Source organism: Mesorhizobium sp. B2-3-11, assembly GCF_006442215.1.
Classification (GTDB): Bacteria; Pseudomonadota; Alphaproteobacteria; order Rhizobiales; family Rhizobiaceae; genus Mesorhizobium; species Mesorhizobium salmacidum.
The window spans coordinates 408,958-427,560 of the sequence record NZ_VFVS01000001.1 but is presented as its reverse complement, the minus strand read 5'-3'; the positions used below and the strand labels follow the sequence as shown (position 1 = coordinate 427,560).

General features: G+C 62.0%; 25 protein-coding genes. 8 read left to right on the top strand and 17 right to left on the bottom strand.

Annotated features, from left to right (window positions below):
• Nucleotides 1–19: 19 nt before the first annotated feature.
• Together FJ960_RS02290 and FJ960_RS02285 are read right to left on the bottom strand one after the other, a co-directional pair.
• Complete coding sequence (locus FJ960_RS02290; RefSeq protein ID WP_140711615.1) at nucleotides 20–547, bottom strand: GNAT family N-acetyltransferase; 528 nt, start codon at nucleotides 545–547, stop codon at nucleotides 20–22.
• A 48-nt stretch (nucleotides 548–595) separates the two neighbouring features.
• Nucleotides 596–2,116 (bottom strand): HAMP domain-containing sensor histidine kinase, encoded by a 1,521-nt coding sequence (locus FJ960_RS02285; protein WP_140711614.1) that lies wholly within the window; start codon nucleotides 2,114–2,116, stop codon nucleotides 596–598.
• 76 nt (nucleotides 2,117–2,192) lie between these two features.
• Here FJ960_RS02285 and FJ960_RS02280 point away from each other — a divergent pair, with 76 nt between their 5' ends.
• From FJ960_RS02280 to FJ960_RS02265, 4 genes are all read left to right on the top strand, one after another.
• The gene (locus FJ960_RS02280) at nucleotides 2,193–2,816 is read left to right on the top strand and encodes a thermonuclease family protein (RefSeq protein ID WP_140711613.1); all 624 of its coding nucleotides are present in this window, start codon (nucleotides 2,193–2,195) and stop codon (nucleotides 2,814–2,816) included.
• A 33-nt stretch (nucleotides 2,817–2,849) separates the two neighbouring features.
• Entirely contained in the window at nucleotides 2,850–3,461 is a 612-nt protein-coding gene (locus tag FJ960_RS02275) for a glutathione S-transferase (protein ID WP_140711612.1), read from the top strand.
• Complete coding sequence (locus FJ960_RS02270; RefSeq protein ID WP_140711611.1) at nucleotides 3,458–4,075, top strand: uracil-DNA glycosylase family protein; 618 nt, start codon at nucleotides 3,458–3,460, stop codon at nucleotides 4,073–4,075. The genes FJ960_RS02275 and FJ960_RS02270 overlap by 4 nt, the downstream gene beginning before the upstream one ends.
• Nucleotides 4,076–4,183: 108 nt before the next feature.
• Nucleotides 4,184–4,675 carry an Lrp/AsnC family transcriptional regulator gene (locus FJ960_RS02265; protein WP_006205209.1) on the top strand — a complete coding sequence of 164 codons (492 nt, stop codon included), beginning with the start codon at nucleotides 4,184–4,186 and terminating at the stop codon, nucleotides 4,673–4,675.
• A 9-nt stretch (nucleotides 4,676–4,684) separates the two neighbouring features.
• Here the strand turns inward: FJ960_RS02265 and FJ960_RS02260 are convergent, their stop codons facing one another.
• The 12 genes from FJ960_RS02260 to moaA form a co-directional block, all read right to left on the bottom strand.
• The gene (locus FJ960_RS02260) at nucleotides 4,685–5,248 is read right to left on the bottom strand and encodes a DUF3299 domain-containing protein (protein ID WP_140711610.1); all 564 of its coding nucleotides are present in this window, start codon (nucleotides 5,246–5,248) and stop codon (nucleotides 4,685–4,687) included.
• 104 nt (nucleotides 5,249–5,352) lie between these two features.
• On the bottom strand, nucleotides 5,353–6,057 hold the full coding sequence (locus FJ960_RS02255) for a DNA alkylation repair protein (RefSeq protein WP_140711609.1): 705 nt from the start codon (nucleotides 6,055–6,057) through the stop codon (nucleotides 5,353–5,355).
• Between the two features lie 7 nt (nucleotides 6,058–6,064).
• Nucleotides 6,065–6,934 (bottom strand): NAD(P)-dependent oxidoreductase, encoded by an 870-nt coding sequence (locus FJ960_RS02250; RefSeq protein ID WP_140711608.1) that lies wholly within the window; start codon nucleotides 6,932–6,934, stop codon nucleotides 6,065–6,067.
• A gap of 113 nt (nucleotides 6,935–7,047) precedes the next feature.
• Entirely contained in the window at nucleotides 7,048–7,872 is an 825-nt protein-coding gene (locus FJ960_RS02245) for an ABC transporter permease (protein ID WP_140505397.1), read from the bottom strand.
• On the bottom strand, nucleotides 7,869–8,585 hold the full coding sequence (locus FJ960_RS02240; RefSeq protein WP_140505395.1) for an ABC transporter permease: 717 nt from the start codon (nucleotides 8,583–8,585) through the stop codon (nucleotides 7,869–7,871). Before FJ960_RS02240 ends, FJ960_RS02245 begins: the two co-directional genes overlap by 4 nt.
• 73 nt (nucleotides 8,586–8,658) lie before the next feature.
• Nucleotides 8,659–9,444, bottom strand: a complete 786-nt coding sequence (locus FJ960_RS02235) for an ABC transporter substrate-binding protein (RefSeq protein WP_140711607.1) — start codon at nucleotides 9,442–9,444, stop codon at nucleotides 8,659–8,661.
• Between the two features lie 159 nt (nucleotides 9,445–9,603).
• A complete protein-coding gene (mobB, locus tag FJ960_RS02230; RefSeq protein WP_140711606.1) occupies nucleotides 9,604–10,113 on the bottom strand; it encodes a molybdopterin-guanine dinucleotide biosynthesis protein B in 510 nt (169 codons plus the stop codon).
• Nucleotides 10,110–10,742, bottom strand: coding sequence for a molybdenum cofactor guanylyltransferase MobA (mobA, locus tag FJ960_RS02225; RefSeq protein ID WP_140711605.1), 633 nt, complete (start codon nucleotides 10,740–10,742; stop codon nucleotides 10,110–10,112). Before mobA ends, mobB begins: the two co-directional genes overlap by 4 nt.
• Before the next feature lie 54 nt (nucleotides 10,743–10,796).
• Nucleotides 10,797–11,717, bottom strand: coding sequence for a DMT family transporter (locus tag FJ960_RS02220; RefSeq protein ID WP_140711604.1), 921 nt, complete (start codon nucleotides 11,715–11,717; stop codon nucleotides 10,797–10,799).
• A gap of 179 nt (nucleotides 11,718–11,896) precedes the next feature.
• The gene (locus FJ960_RS02215; protein ID WP_140505387.1) at nucleotides 11,897–12,256 is read right to left on the bottom strand and encodes a hypothetical protein; all 360 of its coding nucleotides are present in this window, start codon (nucleotides 12,254–12,256) and stop codon (nucleotides 11,897–11,899) included.
• Nucleotides 12,257–12,393: 137 nt separating this feature from the next.
• Nucleotides 12,394–12,867, bottom strand: coding sequence for a hypothetical protein (locus FJ960_RS02210; RefSeq protein WP_140711603.1), 474 nt, complete (start codon nucleotides 12,865–12,867; stop codon nucleotides 12,394–12,396).
• Between the two features lie 54 nt (nucleotides 12,868–12,921).
• Nucleotides 12,922–13,917 carry a GTP 3',8-cyclase MoaA gene (moaA, locus tag FJ960_RS02205; RefSeq protein ID WP_140505383.1) on the bottom strand — a complete coding sequence of 332 codons (996 nt, stop codon included), beginning with the start codon at nucleotides 13,915–13,917 and terminating at the stop codon, nucleotides 12,922–12,924.
• Between the two features lie 191 nt (nucleotides 13,918–14,108).
• Here moaA and FJ960_RS02200 point away from each other — a divergent pair, with 191 nt between their 5' ends.
• Both FJ960_RS02200 and FJ960_RS02195 read left to right on the top strand, forming a co-directional pair.
• Nucleotides 14,109–14,462, top strand: coding sequence for a DUF971 domain-containing protein (locus FJ960_RS02200; protein WP_027142676.1), 354 nt, complete (start codon nucleotides 14,109–14,111; stop codon nucleotides 14,460–14,462).
• Between the two features lie 64 nt (nucleotides 14,463–14,526).
• Nucleotides 14,527–15,138, top strand: a complete 612-nt coding sequence (locus tag FJ960_RS02195) for a pyridoxamine 5'-phosphate oxidase family protein (protein ID WP_140711602.1) — start codon at nucleotides 14,527–14,529, stop codon at nucleotides 15,136–15,138.
• A 16-nt stretch (nucleotides 15,139–15,154) separates the two neighbouring features.
• On the opposite strand, the gene FJ960_RS02190 is transcribed toward FJ960_RS02195, so the two are convergent.
• On the bottom strand, nucleotides 15,155–15,607 hold the full coding sequence (locus FJ960_RS02190; protein WP_140711601.1) for a MarR family transcriptional regulator: 453 nt from the start codon (nucleotides 15,605–15,607) through the stop codon (nucleotides 15,155–15,157).
• A gap of 47 nt (nucleotides 15,608–15,654) precedes the next feature.
• Here FJ960_RS02190 and FJ960_RS02185 point away from each other — a divergent pair, with 47 nt between their 5' ends.
• The gene (locus tag FJ960_RS02185; RefSeq protein WP_140711600.1) at nucleotides 15,655–16,566 is read left to right on the top strand and encodes an alpha/beta fold hydrolase; all 912 of its coding nucleotides are present in this window, start codon (nucleotides 15,655–15,657) and stop codon (nucleotides 16,564–16,566) included.
• A gap of 12 nt (nucleotides 16,567–16,578) precedes the next feature.
• On the opposite strand, the gene FJ960_RS02180 is transcribed toward FJ960_RS02185, so the two are convergent.
• A complete protein-coding gene (locus tag FJ960_RS02180; protein WP_027142680.1) occupies nucleotides 16,579–16,974 on the bottom strand; it encodes a rhodanese-like domain-containing protein in 396 nt (131 codons plus the stop codon).
• Between the two features lie 64 nt (nucleotides 16,975–17,038).
• Complete coding sequence (locus FJ960_RS02175; protein ID WP_140711599.1) at nucleotides 17,039–17,653, bottom strand: TetR/AcrR family transcriptional regulator; 615 nt, start codon at nucleotides 17,651–17,653, stop codon at nucleotides 17,039–17,041.
• A gap of 100 nt (nucleotides 17,654–17,753) precedes the next feature.
• Between FJ960_RS02175 and FJ960_RS02170 the strand changes: the two genes are divergently transcribed.
• On the top strand, nucleotides 17,754–18,500 hold the full coding sequence (locus FJ960_RS02170) for a 3-oxoacyl-ACP reductase family protein (protein ID WP_140505373.1): 747 nt from the start codon (nucleotides 17,754–17,756) through the stop codon (nucleotides 18,498–18,500).
• Nucleotides 18,501–18,603 lie beyond the last annotated feature (103 nt).

Sequence of the window (18,603 nt, the reverse complement as noted above, 5' to 3'; positions counted from 1 at the left end):
CGTCCCCGGTCCTCGCGCGTCAACGCCGGCTATTGGGAATGCGATAGACGACCGAGGTATATTTCGAATTCGAGCGTGTCTCGACTATTGAACCGCCAAGGCCTTCCGCGATCCTTCTGCTCGCCACGTTCTCTTCTGCGGCTGGATACTCGAAGCAATCCGGATTGAGTGCGTCGGCCGCCCAAGCCGCCACGGCGGCAACGGCCTCACGGCCGATGCCGTTTCCATGTACGTCCTCCCTTAGCCAAATTCCGATCTCGGGACAAGCAGTCCTGGCCGCATGAAGGCCGACAAGCCCCAGGCAGCGACCGTCCGCCAACGAACGCACGACGAAATGCCAATCCGATCCGTCAAGGATCGGGGCCAGCCAAGATCGCCATACCTCGCCAAAAGCCGCTGGTGATCGAGGTGGTTCCCACTGCATGAAGCGGGTGATCGCGGGAGTGATGGCGGCAAAGACTTCTGCGGCATCGTCGGCCGCAAACAGCTTCAGGCGAAGCCGCTGCGATTTGATTTCGATGCTGCCGGCATCCCACTCCGCCGTCATTATGGTCCGTTCCTTTTCTCGGCTGTGTCGACGCAGGCGCCCAAGGCGCTACCGCCGTCGCGCGGCGACCGCGGCGGTCGGCAGTGCCGGCAGTTCTTCCATCACCCTGCTCAGCGGGAAGATGGCGATCGCCTCGGTGCCCTCGCGCAGCTTGGAATGAAGCTCGAACTCGCCGCCATGCATGGCGAGCAGCCCTTGCACGATCGGCAGGCCAAGCCCGGTGCCTTGCTCGGCGCTCTTGATGGCGATCGACCCCTGGCCGAAGGCTGAAAGCACGATCGGGATCTCGTCCTCGGGAATGCCGGGGCCGTTGTCCTTGATCGAAATGTACTGTCCTCCACCCGCCGTCCAGCCGACCCGGACGCGGATTTCGCCGCCGGTGGCGGTGAATTTGATGGCGTTGGACAGAAGGTTGAGCGCGATCTGGCGCACGGCGCGCTCGTCGGCGAACAGCCGCGGCAATGTCTGTTCGAAATCCTGAACGACGCGGATATCCTTATTGCGTGCCTTCAGCTCCATCATGTGGCAGCAATCCTCGACGATGTTGAGCAGCATCACCGGCTCCTCGTTGAGCTGGTATCGGCCGGCCTCGATGCGCGACAGGTCGAGGATCTCGTTGATCAGGTCGAGCAGGTGCTGGCCTGAATCATGCACGTCATGGGCATAGTCGCGATAGGTGGGATTGCTCATCGGCCCCAGCACCTCGTTCGCCATCACCTCGGAAAAGCCGAGAATGGCGTTGAGCGGGGTGCGCAATTCATGACTCATCGAGGCGAGGAAACGCGATTTTGCAAGGTTGGCGTCCTCGGCCCGCCGCCGCGCCTCGTCCGACATCGATTTCGCCGTCTCCACTTCGGCGATCAGCGCATCCTTTTCGGAGCGGAACGACAAGAGCAGCAGGGAGAAGCGATTGAGGTGACTGGCGATATAGGCGAAGAAAGGCAGCGACAGGACGAGCAGCCCGGCCATGATCGCCTCGACCGGCATCCACAACCTGGTCGCGGCATAGGCGTAGAGCGCGACTGGAAACGCGAAGGTCGCCAGCAGGGCGCCGCTCAGGGACGAGGCCATGAGCGCGGTCCCTGCCATGGCGAACAGGAGCACCACCGCCTTGATCACCTGGAACTGGTCGACCTCGCAGGCGCCGCAGCCCAGCCAGACGAACCAGGCCCAGCCTAGGCCGCAAAGGAAATGCCCGACCAGGAATTCCCTTCGCGTTTGCAATGAGTTGAGTTCAGAAGCTTCCGTGCGCTCGATGCGCCGCGCCATGAAGACGACTGTTGTATAGCAGGTGAGCGTAAACAAAGCCCAGAGCCCGATCTCATTGCCGACACCGGCCAAACGGCCGGCCGCGGCGATCACCAGGACGAGCAGCGGGATGACGACGGCACCGCTTGTCATGGTCCGGGCGTGGAGCTTCAGCAGTTCGCGATCGAAATCGGGATTGCCGGCCTGCTGCGAAAGACGGTCGCGCGTCTTGCGCACCGCGCGCGCGACATCGCTGTTGCGATGCCGTTTCCTGCGGTCCACAATGAACTTGTCCGCTGTGTTCGAGCGTTGCAAGGGCATCAAAAGCTTCAATTTATGCGCGCAGCGATTTCAAGGTGTTAAGCTACGTTCGAATGATTAACCAACCGTTTGCCATATGAGCCGTTCCTGGTCGCCAAGGTCGCGCCCGCGGTACGCGGCACCTCGCCGCAGAAGCCTGTGGCGCAAGCTGCTGGACTACGGGCTGACCGTCATCATTCTGGGGCTGTTGATCCTGCTTGCGGTGCGTCTTGACCGGGTGGAGACACGCAAGACGCAAGGTACGGCCATCATCAATGACGGCGATTCGATCACGCTCGGCGCCGAGCGCATCCGTATGCGCGGCATCGACGCTCCGGAGTATACCCAGACCTGCCGCAAGAGCGGCGCCGACTATGCCTGTGGTACTCAGGCGCGCCAATCGCTGGTGCGGCTGATCGCCGGCAGGCCGGTCACTTGCAGCGGCTGGCAGCGCGATCGCTATGGCCGGTTGCTTGGCGACTGCAAGGCCGGCGGCACCGACCTCAACCGCGCCCAGGTCGAGGCGGGCTGGGCCGTCGCCTATGGCGACTTCGAAGGCGAGGAAGCCACCGCGCGCGCCGCAAGGATTGGCATCTGGGCGGGCACGTTCGACCAGCCGCAGGATTGGCGCGACAGCCACCACGGCGATGTCGTGGAGCGAAAACATGGCATGCTGGCGTCGATCGGCGATGCCGTGCGCGAGATATTTCGGTTCTGGTGAAGCATGTCTGGCGAAAGGAAAAGGAGGATCGAAATGAAGCTGTTCGACGGCGGTCGTGCGCCCAACCCACGGCGGGTTCGCGTTTTCCTCGCTGAAAAGGGGACCACGGTTCCGTTGGTGCCCATCGACATGGGCGCACTGGAACACAAGCAGCAGCCGGTCAGCTCGCGCAATCCGCTGCGGCGCCTGCCGGTTCTGGAGCTCGATGACGGCACCATCCTTACCGAATCCGTCGCTATCTGCCGCTATTTCGAGGAGCTTTATCCCGAGCCGGCATTGTTCGGGCGCGGCGCACTTGGCAAGGCGCAGGTCGAGATGTGGCAGAGGCGGATGGAGTTCAACCTGCTCAGCAGCGTCACGCAAGCTTTCCGCCACATCCATCCGGCCATGAAGGAATGGGAAATCCCGCAGATTCCCGAATGGGGCGAGGCCAACAAGCCGAAGGCGGTGGATTTTCTCAGGCTGCTGGACGCTGAACTGGGCAGCCGCGAATTCGCCGCCGGCGACAACTATTCGATTGCCGACATCACCGGCCTGATCGCGATCGACTTCATGAAGCCGGCACGCATCAAGGTGCCGGAGGAATGCACCAATGTGCTACGTTGGCATAAGGCCGTCTCCAGCCGCCCGAGTGCCGCCGCTTGAGCGTCCAACTGGACAGGCTCGCCGCGACGGTCCGCGCCTGCCGCATCTGCGTCGACACTCCCGCCGGCAAGCCGCTGCCCCACAAGCCGCGTCCGGTGCTGCGACCCTCGTCAAGCGCCCGCATCCTGATCGCCAGCCAGGCCCCCGGAACCAAGGTGCATGTGTCGGGCATGCCATTCACCGACGCTTCCGGCGACCGCCTGCGCAACTGGCTCGGTGTAACCAGCGACGAATTCTATGACATCGAGAAATTCGCCATTGTGCCGATGGGCTTCTGCTTTCCCGGACAGGACGCCAAGGGCGGCGACCTGCCGCCGAGGCGTGAGTGCGCCCCGGCCTGGCGCGCGCCCTTGATGGCGTCGATGCCGCGGATCGACCTGGTGCTGGCGATCGGCATCTATGCGCAGACCTGGCACATGGGCGCGGCGCGCCGCCCCTCGCTGACGGAAACAGTGATGAACTGGCGCGCCATCTGGGGGAGTTCCGTCGGCCCCAAAGTGCTGCCATTGCCACATCCATCCTGGCGCAACACTGGCTGGTTGAAGCAGAATCCTTGGTTTGAAATGGATTTGCTGCCTTTCCTGCGGTCGGAAATCCGCTATCGCCTCGGTTAGGCATTCAGCAAGAAATCACTCGCTTTCGGCGCAGGCAGCAGAATTTCTTTCTTGTGAACGGCCCAAATAAAAGGGAATATAGCGAAACTATTCCACCAGGAGCCTCCGATGGATCGCCTTGACCGAAAAATTCTCCGCCTCCTGCAGGAGGACGCGACGCTCGCGGTCGCCGACGTTGCCAAGAAAGTCGGCCTGTCGACCACGCCGTGCTGGCGGCGCATCCAGAAGCTCGAAGAGGAGGGCGTCATCAAGCGGCGCGTCGCCATTCTCGACCACGAAAAGGTCAATGTGCGGGTCACCGTCTTCGTGTCGATCCGCACCAATTCGCACAGCCATGAATGGCTGCGCCGGTTCTCCGAGGTCATCCAGGAATTTCCCGAGGTGGTCGAATTCTATCGCATGAGCGGCGACGTCGATTACCTGTTGCGTGTCGTGGTGCCCGACATCGCCGCCTATGACGCTTTCTACAAGCGGCTGATCGCCAAGATCGAGATCCGGGACGTGTCGTCGTCCTTCGCCATGGAGCAGATCAAGTACACGACCGAAATCCCGCTCGACTACATGGTGCTGGACAAGGAGTCGGGCGCCAACGCGGCCTGATCCCGCAACTCAATTCTTCTTCTTGTTGAGGAAACTCCAGGGCGAGTTCACCGGCAATACGACGGAATCCGGCACCGTGTCGACGGCCATGACATCTGCCTTGCGCACGGCGTAACCGGATTGGATGACGCTGACGCCGTCGAGAATGAACAATTGGCTTTTCTCCATCTCCGGCTTCAGGGCACCAGTAACGGCGACCGGCTGGTAGGCTTTCGACATCTTGTAGGGACGGGCAGGCGTGACCAGCATGATCTGATTGGGCGGCGGCGTCGGCATGTGGCTGCACGCGCCGGTCCAAGGCACCAGCAGGAACTGATAGACGAGATCGCCGTCGCGATCGACCGGCAATGCATAGCCGGCTAATTGTACCGTTTTGCCCTGCAGGGCAACCGACAGCGTCTCGCCGTGATCCGGCAGTTTCGCCGCGATCATCGGCAGGCCGGCGTCTTCGGCAACCGCCTGGGTTACTGGGCGCAAATCCTTCCAAAAGATGTGCGTGGTTTCGGCCGAAGCGCCGGCGGTGGAGAGAGCAAGCGCGGCAGCAAGCGCCAGGATTGATTTGAAATGGGTCATGGCCGCATCCTTTGCGGGCGAGTAAAGACGCCGCCGTCGGTGGCGTCAATGCTCGAGCCGCATCATATGTCGGGCGAGAACCGGCCGCAGCACTCCTCAACCTGTCAGGTCTTTCTGGCGGCGAGGCGCTCGATTGTCCTGGCATCCGATAGTTCCTTCACAGCATCCTTGCCGATCCAGCGCGCGGTCTTGTCGGTCGATTGCGCGAGCCTTTCGGCGACAGCAAGGGCAGCACCGTGCATAACCATGGACCGTTTGCCGAGCGAACGAAGGGCCCAATTCACACCCTTCTTCACGAAATTGCGGGCGTCGGTGGCCTGCGCTTCGATGATGGGCAAGAAGGCGAGAAAGGTCGCCTCCGGCTCTTTCTTCCGGTGGACGACAGACCAGGCCATCATGGCAAAAGCCGTGCGTCGAACAAATTCCCGTTCATCGGCCGCAAATTCGCTGATCAGTTCTATCCAGGCATCCGTGTCGACGAACAGATCGGAGACGCCATCGACGATATCCCAGGAGTCGAAGCTCGATGCCCATTGCCTTGCATCCGCGGCGGAAAACCGCTTTGGGTCGGCCGTAACGGAAGCGATGAATTGCGCCTCCACGATACCTGTCTGCCACAGCGCGAACGCGCGCTCGTGGTTGCGCTTGATTTTCTTGGCAATCTGCCGCTGCACACCGTGCGAGATGCCGAGCGCACGTTCGATCTTGATGCCGTAGCGCAGCATGCCAAGACGATTTTCCGCCGAGGCGATCGAGCGCAGATACGCGACGATTTCTTCTGCACTGGATTGGGGCGAAAGCTCGGCCATCGCGATCCTATTTTTCCAGCCGGGCCAGCAACGAGGATGTATCCCAGCGTTTGCCGCCCATCGCCTGCACGTCCTTGTAGAACTGGTCGACAAGCGCGGTCACCGGCAGCCGGGCGCCGTTGCGGTCGGCTTCCGCCAGGCAGATGCCGAGATCCTTGCGCATCCAGTCGACGGCGAAACCGAAATCATATTTGCCGGCGTTCATGGTCTTATGTCGGTTTTCCATCTGCCACGAACCGGCCGCACCCTTGGAAATCACCTCAATGACTTTTTCGATGTCGAGGCCGGCCTTCTTGCCGAAGTGGATGCCTTCCGACAGTCCCTGCACCAATCCGGCGATGCAGATCTGGTTGATCATCTTGGTGAGCTGGCCGGCGCCCGCCGACCCCATCAGTCCAACCATGCGGGCAAAGGCGTCGATGACGGGCCTGGCCCTGTCGAACGCAGCCTCATCGCCACCGACCATGACGGTCAGAACGCCGTTCTCCGCGCCGGCCTGACCGCCGGAGACCGGTGCGTCGAGAAATGAGAATCCGCCCGATTGCGCGGATTGCGCCAGTTCGCGCGCGACTTCAGCCGACGCCGTGGTGTTGTCGATGAAGACCGAGCCTTTCTCCATCGCCTTGAAGGCGCCTTCCGACCCCGTGGTCACCGAGCGCAAATCATCGTCGTTGCCGACGCAGGAAAAGACGAAATCCTTGCCCTCGGCGGCCTGGGCCGGCGTCGCGGCAAGGCTGCCGCCATGTTGGGTGACCCATTGTTCGGCTTTGGCTTGGGTGCGGTTGTAGACGGTGACGTCGTGGCCGCCCTTGTTCTTCAGGTGTCCGGCCATGGGATAGCCCATGACGCCAAGACCGAGAAATGCCACCGATGCCATGCCTTGTCCTTCCGGCGAAACAGAGATTTCAGCTGCGGAAGCTCTAGGCCATGCGACGAATTCGTCAAGGCGCGCACCGCCGCATCGACTGGCACAGGCCGATCAGGAACGGTTCAGCGCTTTAGGTGGATCGTGATCCGGCGCTCGATCCATTCGACGCCGTGGCGCAGGATTTCGACCATCACAAGATAGACGATGGCGACCCAGACATAGGCCTGGAAATCGAAGGATTTGGCGTAGGCGAGCTTCGCGTTGCCCATCAGGTCGTAGACGGTGATGATGGCGACGATCGCCGAAGCCTTGATCATCAGAACCAGCTCGTTGCCGTAGGGCCGCAATGCCACGATAAACGCCTGCGGCAGGACAACCTTGCGCAGCGTCTGCAGCTTGTGAAGGCCGAGCGAGGCGGCTCCTTCCCATTGGCCCCTGGGCACGCTTTCGATGGCGCCGCGCAGGATCTCGGCCTGATAAGCCGCGGTGTTGAGGGCAAAGGCGAAGACGCCGCAGTTGAAGGCCTCGCGGAAGAACCACCACAGCCCGATGGATTCGAGCTGCAGCCGGAAAGAACCCAAGCCATAGTAGACGAGGTAGACCTGGACCAGCAGTGGCGTGCCGCGGAAGAAATAGACATAGCAATAGGCAAGGCCGGACAGGAAACGGCTCTTCGACATGCGGCCATAGGTGACGGGCAGCGAAAAGATCGCGCCGACCACCATCGAGATCGCAACGAGCGACAGCGTGGTCCACAGCCCCTGCAGATAGGCAGGCGCATATCTGGCAAAGAACTCGCCATTCCAGGCATAGATGAGATAGGCGAGGATACCGAGGCCGAAGAGAATCCAGAGGCCGACGAGCGCGTACCCGACGATACGGGTGCGTGGCCAGCCGCGTGCCTGCGGCGGCGGCCGGTCAACGGAGATAGCTTGGCTGACGCTCATCGTGCCTCCCTCCGTCCCAGCGAACGCAAGATGAACCCGGTCGCGATCGACGACAGGATCGTCAGGACGAGGAAAACCAGGGCCGCGACGCTGTAGAACAGGAACGCGTGTTTCGTGACACGCGCCGCCACCCCCGCGTTGCGCAGGGTTTCGGCGAGGTTGACGACCGAGACCAGGGCGGTGTCCTTGAGCAGGCTGAGCCAGCAATTCTCGAGGCCGGGGAAAGCGATGCGCAGCAGCTGAGGCAGGATCACCTTGCGCATGGTCAGCCATGTCGACAGGCCGATCGCGTAGCCGCCCTCATACTGGCCCTTGGGAATGGCGCGAAAGGCGGAGAGGAATACCTCGCTGGCGTAGGAGGAAAAGATCAGCGACAGCACAATCATGCCGGCGATGAAGCTGTCGACGTCGACCGTCGCCTCGGGCTTGAACAGGCGGATGACATATTGCAGCAGGATGGGCATGCCGAAGAAGAACAGGAACAGCGTCACCAGTTCCGGCAGGCCGCGAAATACGGTGGTGTAGATGTTGGCGGCCACCCGCAGCGACGGTTCTTCGGACTGCTTGGCCCAGGCGACGAAAAAGCCGATCGTCAGGCCGATCGGCAGCGTTGCAAGGGCAAGCGCGATGGTGACCAGCGCGCCATACGCAATATCGTCACTCCAGCCCTCGGGTCCCCAACTCAGCAGTGTCCATATGCTTTGGGCTGGCATTGACTGGTCTTATCCCCACGGCGCTCCTGAGATGAAAGGCGGCAGGGGTTCCCTGCCGCCTTGGTAATGATGATCAGGACTCGGCGCCGTAGACGTCGAACTTGAAGTACTTGTCGTTGATTTCCTTATATTTTCCGTTGGCACGGATGGCGTCGATGGCGGAATTCAGCTTGTTGACCAGGTCGGTCTCGCCTTTGCGAACGGCTATGCCGGCGCCAGGACCGAAAACTTCGACAGGTTGCGGCGAGGGCTGGCCGAGGATCTTGCAGCAGGCGCCGTCAGGCGAATCAAGCCACTGCTGCAGCACGACGATATCGTCCTCGATAGCGTCGAGACGGCCATTGGCAAGATCTGCCTGCTCCTCGGGACTGCTCGGATAACCTTTGACGGTGCTGTCGGTGTAGGTCTTTGAGGCATAGTTGAAATGGGTGGTCGTGGTGGCGACACCGATGCTCTTGCCGGCGAGGTCTTCCTTGGTCACGCCCTTCAGCGGCGAATCCTTCGGCACGGCGAGCGCCGACGGCGTGTTGTAGTATTTGTGCGAGAAGTCGACCTTCTCCTTCCTCTCCGGCGTGATCGACATCGAGGCGACGATGGCATCGAACTTGCCGGCCTGAAGTGCGGGAATGATGCCGTCCCAATCCTGGGCGACGAAGGTGCACTTGACCTTCATCTCATCGCAAAGCGCCTTGGCGATGTCGATGTCGAAGCCGACAAGCTGGCCATCGGCGGTGAGGTTGTTGAATGGGGGGTAGGCGCCTTCGGTGCCGATCCGCAGGGTCTTTTCCTGGGCCTGGGCTACGCCGAGCGTCAGCAGCGCAGCCGATACGGCGAGCGCGATACGCAGTGCAATACGCATGATAGTCCTCTCTTTATGGTCCCGGCCGTCGTTCCGAAACGGCTCTGTGGGGCGGTGCTTTTTGACCGCCCGCTGGGCCGATACTCCCACTCTTTCCAAGAAAAAAGCAACTGCAAAACCGCCAAAATCGGTAATGGGATTCTGCCCTTACGTTACATCTCAAGCAACGAGGCCGGTCGTGCGCTCGATGAAGTCGGCTATGGATTCTACGTCGTCGAGGTCGAACACTGGCAGGCTCTTGTCGGTGATGGCGAAATCCGCGGCGACGGCGACAATATTGGGATCACCCGCCGCAAGCGGCGTCCGGTCCCTCGCTTCCAGCCGCCTCGTTTCGATCTTGCGGTGGGATTCGCGCTTGTAGCCTTCGACCAGCACGATGTCGCACGGGGCGAGCCGCGAGAGGATCGCGTCCAACGGCGGCTCTTGCTCGCCACGCAACTCGTGCATCAGCGCCCAGCGATTGCCCGACACGATCGCAACCTCGGTTGCGCCGGCCTGCCGATGGCGGAAGCTGTCCGCGCCTGGCTTGTCGATGTCGAAATCATGATGGGCGTGTTTGACCGTCGAGACCTTCCAGCCGCGCCGCACAAGCTCGGCGACCAGCTTCTCGGTGAGTGTGGTCTTGCCGGAGTTTTTCCAGCCGGTAATGCCGAAGATGCGTCTGTTCATGGCGTCATGCTCTGCAACAGGTGTTCGGCCAGGGCAAGATCGTCCGGCACGTTGATGTTGAAGAAAGGATCGATTGGTTGTCCGGCGGATTGCAGGAATGGGAATTCCACTTCGACATAGTCGTGCCGCTCGATGAAGGCCGAAACCCGCTTGTTGTCCTCGTCGACCAGGAAATGCCGCAAGGCTTCGCGGCATCCGGTCGGCCATAGCGCGAAGGTTGGATGCCGCCTGCCTGACGAGAAAGCGACGGCGATCGAACCGGGACGCTCATCGACTGCCGCCGCCAGACGATCGACGAGATCCAGCGGCAGGAAAGGCGTGTCGCCGGCAGCAGTGACGACCGCCTTGCAAGGCCTGCCGGCAGCGGCCCATTCCAGGCCGGTGAGGATACCGGCAAGGGGCCCGGCAAAGCCTTCGATGGTATCGGCCAGCACCGGCAGCCCGAAACGGGCAAACCGTGCCGGGTCGCCGTTGGCATTAAGCGCCAGGGTCTCGAACTGCGGGCCAAACCGCGACAGGACCTGGTCAAGCAAGCAGCCGCCGCCCAGCGGCAACAACGCCTTGTCACCACCGCCCATTCGTCTCGACTGGCCACCGGCCAGAATGATCCCAGCGACATCGCGCTTCATGCCATCCAGCCTGTACGCCAGCCGCGGGAAATCGCAAGCGGCTTCAAGGGAGTGCTAGAGGCCTTCCGGCGCCATGGCCGGGCCGGTGCTTTCGGCGACGATCCTTCGCCGGCCGACGATGCGCTCGCGATAAAGCGCATAGAGGCCCGAGCCGACGACTATTGCCGCGCCGGCGATCATCGGCATGTCCGGTATGTCACCGAAGATGATCAGGCCAAGCAGTATCGACCAGAGGAGCGCGGTATAGCGGAACGGCGCGATGAAGGAGATCTCGCCCGAACGCATCGCCATGATGATGAATTGATAGCCGATCAGCACCAGCACTGCCGCCAGCGCCAGCAGCGCCGTGCTTTTGCCTGTCATCGGTGTCCAGCCGCCCAGCGGCGTCAACAGAAACGCGCCGACGACGGTCATGGCAAGCGCGGTGGCGGTTGATACCAGCATCGTCGGGATGGCCTGGGGGATGCGCTTGGTGGCGAGGTCCCGCACCGTGCAGCACGCGACGCTGGCCAGCGCCACCAGCGAATAGACGCTGAAGCCCTCGAAACCCGGCCGCACGATGATCATTACCCCGGCAAAACCGATAGCGATCGCCAACCAGCGCCGCCAGCCAACCGCTTCGGCGAAAAACAGCGCCGCGCCCATCGTCACCGCCAGCGGCAGTGCTTGCAAGACGGCCGAAACGCTGCCGATCGGCAAATGGGCGAGGGCGACCAGGAAGGACACAGTGGCGCCCGCTTCACTCAGCACACGGATCGCCACCAGCGGCTGCAGCATCAGGCGAGGCTGGACAAGCGCTCCGCGTTGCCAGGCCAGCAGGCCGACGAAGAGCGAGGCGAACGCCCCTCTGATCAGCATGACCTGCGCCATGTTCATCGACTGGGAAGAGTATTTGGTAATGGCGTCGTTGAGCGTGAAGCCAACCATCGCCACCACCATGAACAACGCGCCGCGAAGATTTGGGGAAAGGGGCAAGACATCTACCGGTTGCTTTGGCATGCAAGCCTGTAACAGCCCGCAACGAAACAGCAACAGCAAAGGGCTGGGCCAGGACCGGATACCCATCGTCGCCGGCGTGAAATCATCCTGGATCAGACACGAATTCTGTCGGAAGGCGGCATTGCCTCCCGACACCTGTACAGCCGAGGCGATCCCTATTTCTTCGGCGTCAGCACCTCGGTGCCATTCCCCTCCTTGCCGGCGATGGTCCACAGGCCATGCAGCGACCCGTCATCCTCAACCTTGTAGACGACGAGGCCGATATCCTTGCCCATTGCGTAGCCGGCGGAGAATGCGTTGTCGTTGCGCATGCAGATGCCATCGGAGGATGAGCCGCCCGTCTCCCAATGGATCGCGCAGGTGGTCCCGCTGGTCAGCGTGATGGTGGCCTCGCCGTCATAGGACGAACCGTCGAAATTGGTGCCGGCGACGGTGTAAGTGCCGCCGATCGACTGGGCAGCCGCGGGCAAGGTGGCCAAGCCGAGCAAGGCGAAAGAAAGAAGAAGTTGGCGCATAATGTTATCCCCCGAAAAAGCGATGAGCCGCTAGGGAACGGAGGCTAGGCGGGAAACCATCACCAGTAAATCAGACCGGCATTTGCGGACAAAGATTTGCTTGCGGTGTGGCTAAAATGCTCGTGACCAGCTATGGCTCATGGCCCCTTTAGGCTGCCGGCGATGACGCCGACCAGCGGGTCATATTTTGATTTCAGCGCCGGTGGGTAATCGATCCAGACCGTGCGGATGACGCCATCCCTGCCAAACAGCCGCCGCTCGTAAAAGATCTTTCCATCCTTCACGCCCGACAGCACCGCCCAGTCCTTGCCGGCCTTGCTGTAGGTGACCTCGTAGCCCGGCTCGTTGCTCGCTCTTTCGCCGGCAATGAATCCCTTCGGCGTGTCGTCATCGACATTGAATATGCCGGAGCATGTCAGGCTGGCGCTGTCCGCACTCCGCCACACCTGCCCGTCGCCATTCTCAGGCTCGGGCTGGCGATCGGTAAAGACATCGTCGGGAAAAGTGCAGACGGTGCCGAAGCGCTCGTTCACGTAGGTGGATTGCGCGGCAAACGCAGTGCTCGCCGAGCCCGCGGCGAGAGATGTCACGATCGAAAAGAGCCACCGCATGTCTGCCCCGAAGCCGAGATTGCAGGGCAATTCTCGCACAAAAAGACGAGAAGGTCAGCCGCCCGTGACACTCATATGCCGTGACACCGACGGACGGCTGGTGCGGCGGTCGATGATGAAGTCATGGCCTTTCGGCTTGCGGCCGATTGCTTCGTCTATAGCGTCGGCGACAAGTTCGTTGCCTTCGGACGCGCGCAGCGGCGCGCGCAAATCGGCCGCATCCTCCTGGCCAAGGCACATGTAAAGCGTGCCCGTGCAGGTCAGCCTGACCCGATTGCAGCTTTCGCAGAAATTATGCGTCATCGGCGTGATGAAGCCGAGTTTCCCGCCGGTCTCGCTGACATGGACATAGCGTGCCGGGCCACCGGTCTTGAACCGGATGTCGGTCAGCGTGAACTGGCGCTCGAGCGAAGCGCGCAGCAGCGACAGCGGCAAATACTGGTCGGTGCGGTCGGCATCGATCTCACCCATAGGCATGGTTTCGATGACGGTCAGGTCCATGCCCCGGCCATGCGCCCAGCGCATCATCTCGGGCAGCTCGGCGTCGTTGAAATCCTTCAACGCCACCGCGTTGAGCTTGACTTTGAGTCCCGCCGCCTGAGCCGCGTCGATGCCAGCCATGACCTTGTCGAGATGACCCCAGCGTGTGATGGCGTGGAATTTGTCGGCATCGAGCGTATCGAGCGAAACGTTGATGCGCTTGACACCACAATCGGCGAGTTCGGCGGCGAAGCGCGAAAGCTGCGAGCCGTTGGTGGTCAACGTCAGTTCTTCCAGTGCGCCGCTTTCGAGGTGCCGCGAAAGCTGGCGCACCAGATGCATGATGTTCTTGCGCACCAGCGGCTCACCGCCGGTGAGGCGTAACCGTCTGACACCCTTTTCGATGAAGACGGAGCAGAGCCGGTCAAGTTCTTCCAGCGACAGCAGGTCCTTCTTGGGCAAGAAGGCCATGTCCTCCGCCATGCAATAGGTGCAGCGGAAATCGCAACGGTCGGTGACCGACACTCTGAGATAGCTGATCGTGCGACCGAAGGGGTCGATCATGTTCATGTTCGAACGTTTCCGTGGCCGTTATCGGCATCGTTATATATAGCTATGTGATACGATCCAGCCCGCCATTCAAGATAGCTTGCCTCGATCCTTGGTAACATTCCGCGACCGACATTGCGTGTCGGACACCGTTGACGCCTTTGCGTACGGGGCGAAGCAGCGTAGGGAAGGGCATTCAGGCAGGATCGACCATGACAGCGCCAAAAGAACTGAGGGTCTCCAGGGACCGTAAGCTGCTCACCGTGACGTTTCCCGGCCATCAGCCGTTCGAGTTGCCGGCGGAATTGCTGCGCGTGGCATCGCCTTCCGCGGAAGTGCAGGGCCATTCGCCGGAACAGAGAGTGACGGTTCCCGGCAAACGCGATGTGGCCATCCTAAAGATCGAACCGGTGGGCAATTACGCCGTGCGTATCACCTTCGACGATTTCCATGACACCGGCATCTTCACCTGGAATTACCTGCACACGCTCGGCCACGAGAAGGACGCACGATGGAACGCCTATCTCGCGGAGCTTGCCGAGAAGGGCTTGAGCCGCGATCGTTAGCCGCCGTTGCGTCGTCAAAACGTCATGTGCCGGGAGTAGGGGCGGCAGATCGGGAGACGGAAAAATGTCGGTGATTATCACAGTCGAACAACTCGAAGCCCTCTACGGATTGCCCGGCGAAGCCTCCGTGGTCAAGGAACTCGACCATGTCATTCCCGAATACGCCGCCTTTATCGAAGCCTCGCCCTTCGTCGCGCTCGCGACCAGCGGTCCGGAGGGGCTGGACTGTTCGCCGCGCGGCGATCTCGCGGGCTTCGTCCGCATCGTCGATGCGAAAACGCTGATGATGCCGGACCGGCGCGGCAACAACCGTGCCGATTCGCTAAAGAACATCATCCGCGACCCGGGCGTCGGCCTGCTGTTCCTGGTGCCGGGCTCCGGCACGACGCTGCGCATCAACGGCCGGGCGCATATCACCACGGATGCAGCGCTGTGCGCGTCGTTCATGGTCGACGGCAAGCCGGCGCGTTCGGTCACCGTGATCGATGTCGATTCGGTTTATTTCCAGTGCGCCCGGGCGATCGTGCGGTCGGAGCTGTGGAATCCGGAGAGACATGTCGACCCGAAGTCGCTGCCGACACCCGGAAAGATCCTAGAAATCACCAGCCGCAAGAATATCGACGGCGAAACCTACGACAGGGAATGGCCGGAACGAGCGAAAAAATCGATGTGGTGATCTACTGAAAGGGCGGTCACGCCTCGTTCAGCACGTCATAGATCTTGCGCATCTGGTCGCCGATCATGTCGCATTGCTCCGGCGTCGACTGGCTCATCGCCTTCTCGATCAGCGCCATGTGCACTTTCAGCGCCTGCATCAGCAGCGCCTCGCCGGCTTCGGTCAGCGTAAGCCGCAAAACGCGCTTGTCCTTCTCGTCGCCTTCGCGCCGCAGCAGGCCACGTGTCTCGAGCTGCGGCAACAACATGGTGATGTTGGAGCGGCCCACGAGCAGCTTGCGGGCAAGGTCGTGCTGCGACATGCCGGGATGGCGGTAGAGATTCATCAGCACGTCGAGCTGCGCCGGCTTCAGATCGAGTGGCGCGAGTTTCACCGCCAATGTGCGCTCCAGCACATGGCAGGCGCGCGCCACCGCGACCCAGTTGCGAAAACGCGGGCTGTCCCAGGGTAGCTCTTGTTTATTGTTCATCTTTGAACTATTATGTTCATGCTTGAACGTATGGATGGATTCTGACTATGGCATCATTCGGGCTGAAGGTCATCCGAGGTGTGTTTGGTGCGGCCGAACATGTCGCGCCGCGCATCACCGGACGCGCGGCTTTCGAATTGTTCTGCCGTACGCCAAGCACCAGGACGCTGACCGACGGCGAGCGCCGCGCTATCGACCGCGCCGCGGAATTCATGGCCGAGGCGCGGCATCACCGGCTGAAGACCGCGACCGGCTGCGTCATGGTGCATGAATTCCGCCCCGAGCAGGGCCGCGAGCCTGCCGGCACCGTTCTCGTCATCCATGGCTGGCGCTCGCGTACCGAATATATGCGCGTGCTAATCGAAGGGTTTCGCGCTGCCGGCTACAAGGTCGTCTCGCTCGATCTTCCCGGTCATGGCCATTCGCAGGGCAGGCACCTCAACATGGTCAACGCCGTCGAAGCCGCAAGAGTGGCCGGCGAATGGTTCGGGCCATTCGTGGCCGCCGTCGGCCATTCCTTCGGAGGCGCTGTTGCCGCCAATGCCATCGCCGGCTCCGTCAAGGACATCCTACCACTGGCGGCCGCACGTCTTGTGCTGATTGCGGCGCCAAGCTCACTGCCGGCAATTTTCGACGACTTCAGCCGCATGCTCAATGTCGGTCCGCGCTCGCAAGTCGCGATGGCTGACCGCGTCGAATATCTCTCCGGCCGGCCGCTGCATGAATTCACCGGTGACCGCCAGCTTGCCCAGGCGCTCGTGCCGACGCTGGTCATCCACGCGCCTGACGACCGGGAGGTACCGGCTGAACACGCACGACGCTATGCCGCCGCCGGTGACCATGTGCGGCTGCACTGGGCCGACGGGCTTGGCCATCGCCGCATTCTGGCCGACAAGGGTGTGGTTGAACGCGCCGTCGGCTTCGTGACCACGCAGCGCGGGTCGTCTCTGCTCCACTGAGCGGCATTCAGGCTATTTCTTCTTTTCCCCAGGCTCTACGGGCAACCCGGCCGCTTTCCAGGCCGTGTAGCCGCCGAGAATGTGCTTGACCGGCGAAAGCCCCATGTCCTGTGCGGTCTTGGTGGCCAGCGCCGAACGCCAGCCGCCGGCGCAGAAGAAGACGAAGCTTTTTCCGGAAGCAAAGAACGGCTTGTGGTAGGGACTTTCGGGATCGATCCAGAATTCCAGCATGCCACGGGTGACATGCTTGGCGCCGGGAATTCTGCCGTCACGCTCGATCTCTCGAGGATCGCGCAGATCGACGAAAATGGTGTCTTCGTCTTCAAGCAGTCCTGCCGCTTCCTCGGGCGAGACCACTTCGATCTCGGCGTTGGCCTCATCCAGCAGTTCGCGATACCCTTTTTTCACTGTCGTCCCTCCCGGCCGCAGGTTTGCTGGCAAGGCGGATTTCGAGCACAATGAACGATGTTTGTCACGCCTCGACGGTGCCGGCCATGGTCTTCCAGGCAGCCATTGCCCCGGCCACCGTCGCCAGCAGGGCGGCCCGGGAAGCGCCGTCGCGCGCCTGGACCGACATGCCGTGCTGGACCGTTGCGAAAAAGGTCGCCGCGGCACGGCAATCGAAGCCGGCGGGCAGTTCACCCTCGGCCACGCCGCGCTCGAGACGCTTCTTCAAGGCGGCAAGATTCTCGGCGCGGCGGCGCCGCAAATCCGTGCAGATCGCGCCTCGGCTCGAGTCTTCATGCAGCGCACCCAGGGCAATCAGGCAGCCCTGCGGGCGACCCGTCTGCGAATAGGCCTTTGCAGTGCGGCGCAGAAACCGCTCGATCGCAAGGCGCGCCGTTGGCGCCTCTTCCAGCGCGAGCCAGATGTCGGCGCCCTCCACGCGGGAATAGAGATCGGTCGCCTCGAGGAACAGGGCCTCCTTGCTACCGTAGGCGGCATAGAGGCTCGGCGAATTGATGCCCATCGCGGCGGCGAGATCGCTGATCGACGCGCCTTCATAGCCCTTGGCCCAAAACACATCCATCGCGCGCCGCAGGGCCGCGGTTCGGTCGAACGTGCGGGGACGGCCTCTTTCCGACATGACGCCCTTTTCTGTGTTGATCGATACATAAATGAGTTGACGCGACTGGGCAAGGTTGGCAGATATTTATGTATCAATCGATACATAAATGGAGAAATCGATGTCATCAGGAAGTTTGAACGGCAAGGCGGCACTCGTCACCGGAGGCAGCCGCGGTATCGGCGCGGCAATCGCGCGAAGGCTCGCGGCAGACGGGGCCGATGTCGCGCTGACCTACGTGCATGGAGAGGAACTGGCTCGGTCCGTCGTCGCCGAGATAGAGACCAAGGGCGGTCGCGCCATCGCGATCAAGGCCGACAACCGTGATGCCGACGCCATAGACCAAGCGGTTGCCGATGCGGTGACCGCCTTCGGCCGGCTCGACATCCTGGTCAACAGTGCCGGCATCTGGCGCGCAGCGCCGATCGATACGCTGTCGCTTGCCGAATTCGACGAAACCATGTCGGTCAATCTGAGGGCGCCGTTCATCGCCTCGAAAGCGGCGGCAAGACACATGGGCGAGGGCGGCAGGATCATCTCGATCGGCAGCAATCTGGCCGAGCGGGTCACCGACACCAGCCTGGGAGCCTACTCGGCCAGCAAGGCGGCGCTGGTCGGCCTGACTAAGGCATTGGCCCGCGACCTCGGGGCACGCGGCATCACCGCCAATGTCGTCCATCCCGGCTCGACGGATACCGACATGAACCCGGCCGACGGCCCGCATGCCGACCATCAGCGCCAGAAGATGGCGACCCCGCGATTCGGCAAGGCGGAGGATATCGCCGGCATGGTTGCCTGGCTCGCCGGACCGGAGGGCCGTTTCGTCACCGGAGCCGCGCTGACCATCGACGGCGGCGCAAACGCTTGAGGCGCGAGGCTTCCCGTGGCCGGGGCGACAGTTCGGTCGCGCCGGCCGTCACGATGTTGTGAAACCGTTCTGCAACAGCCCTGCCGAAATTTATGAAAGCTTA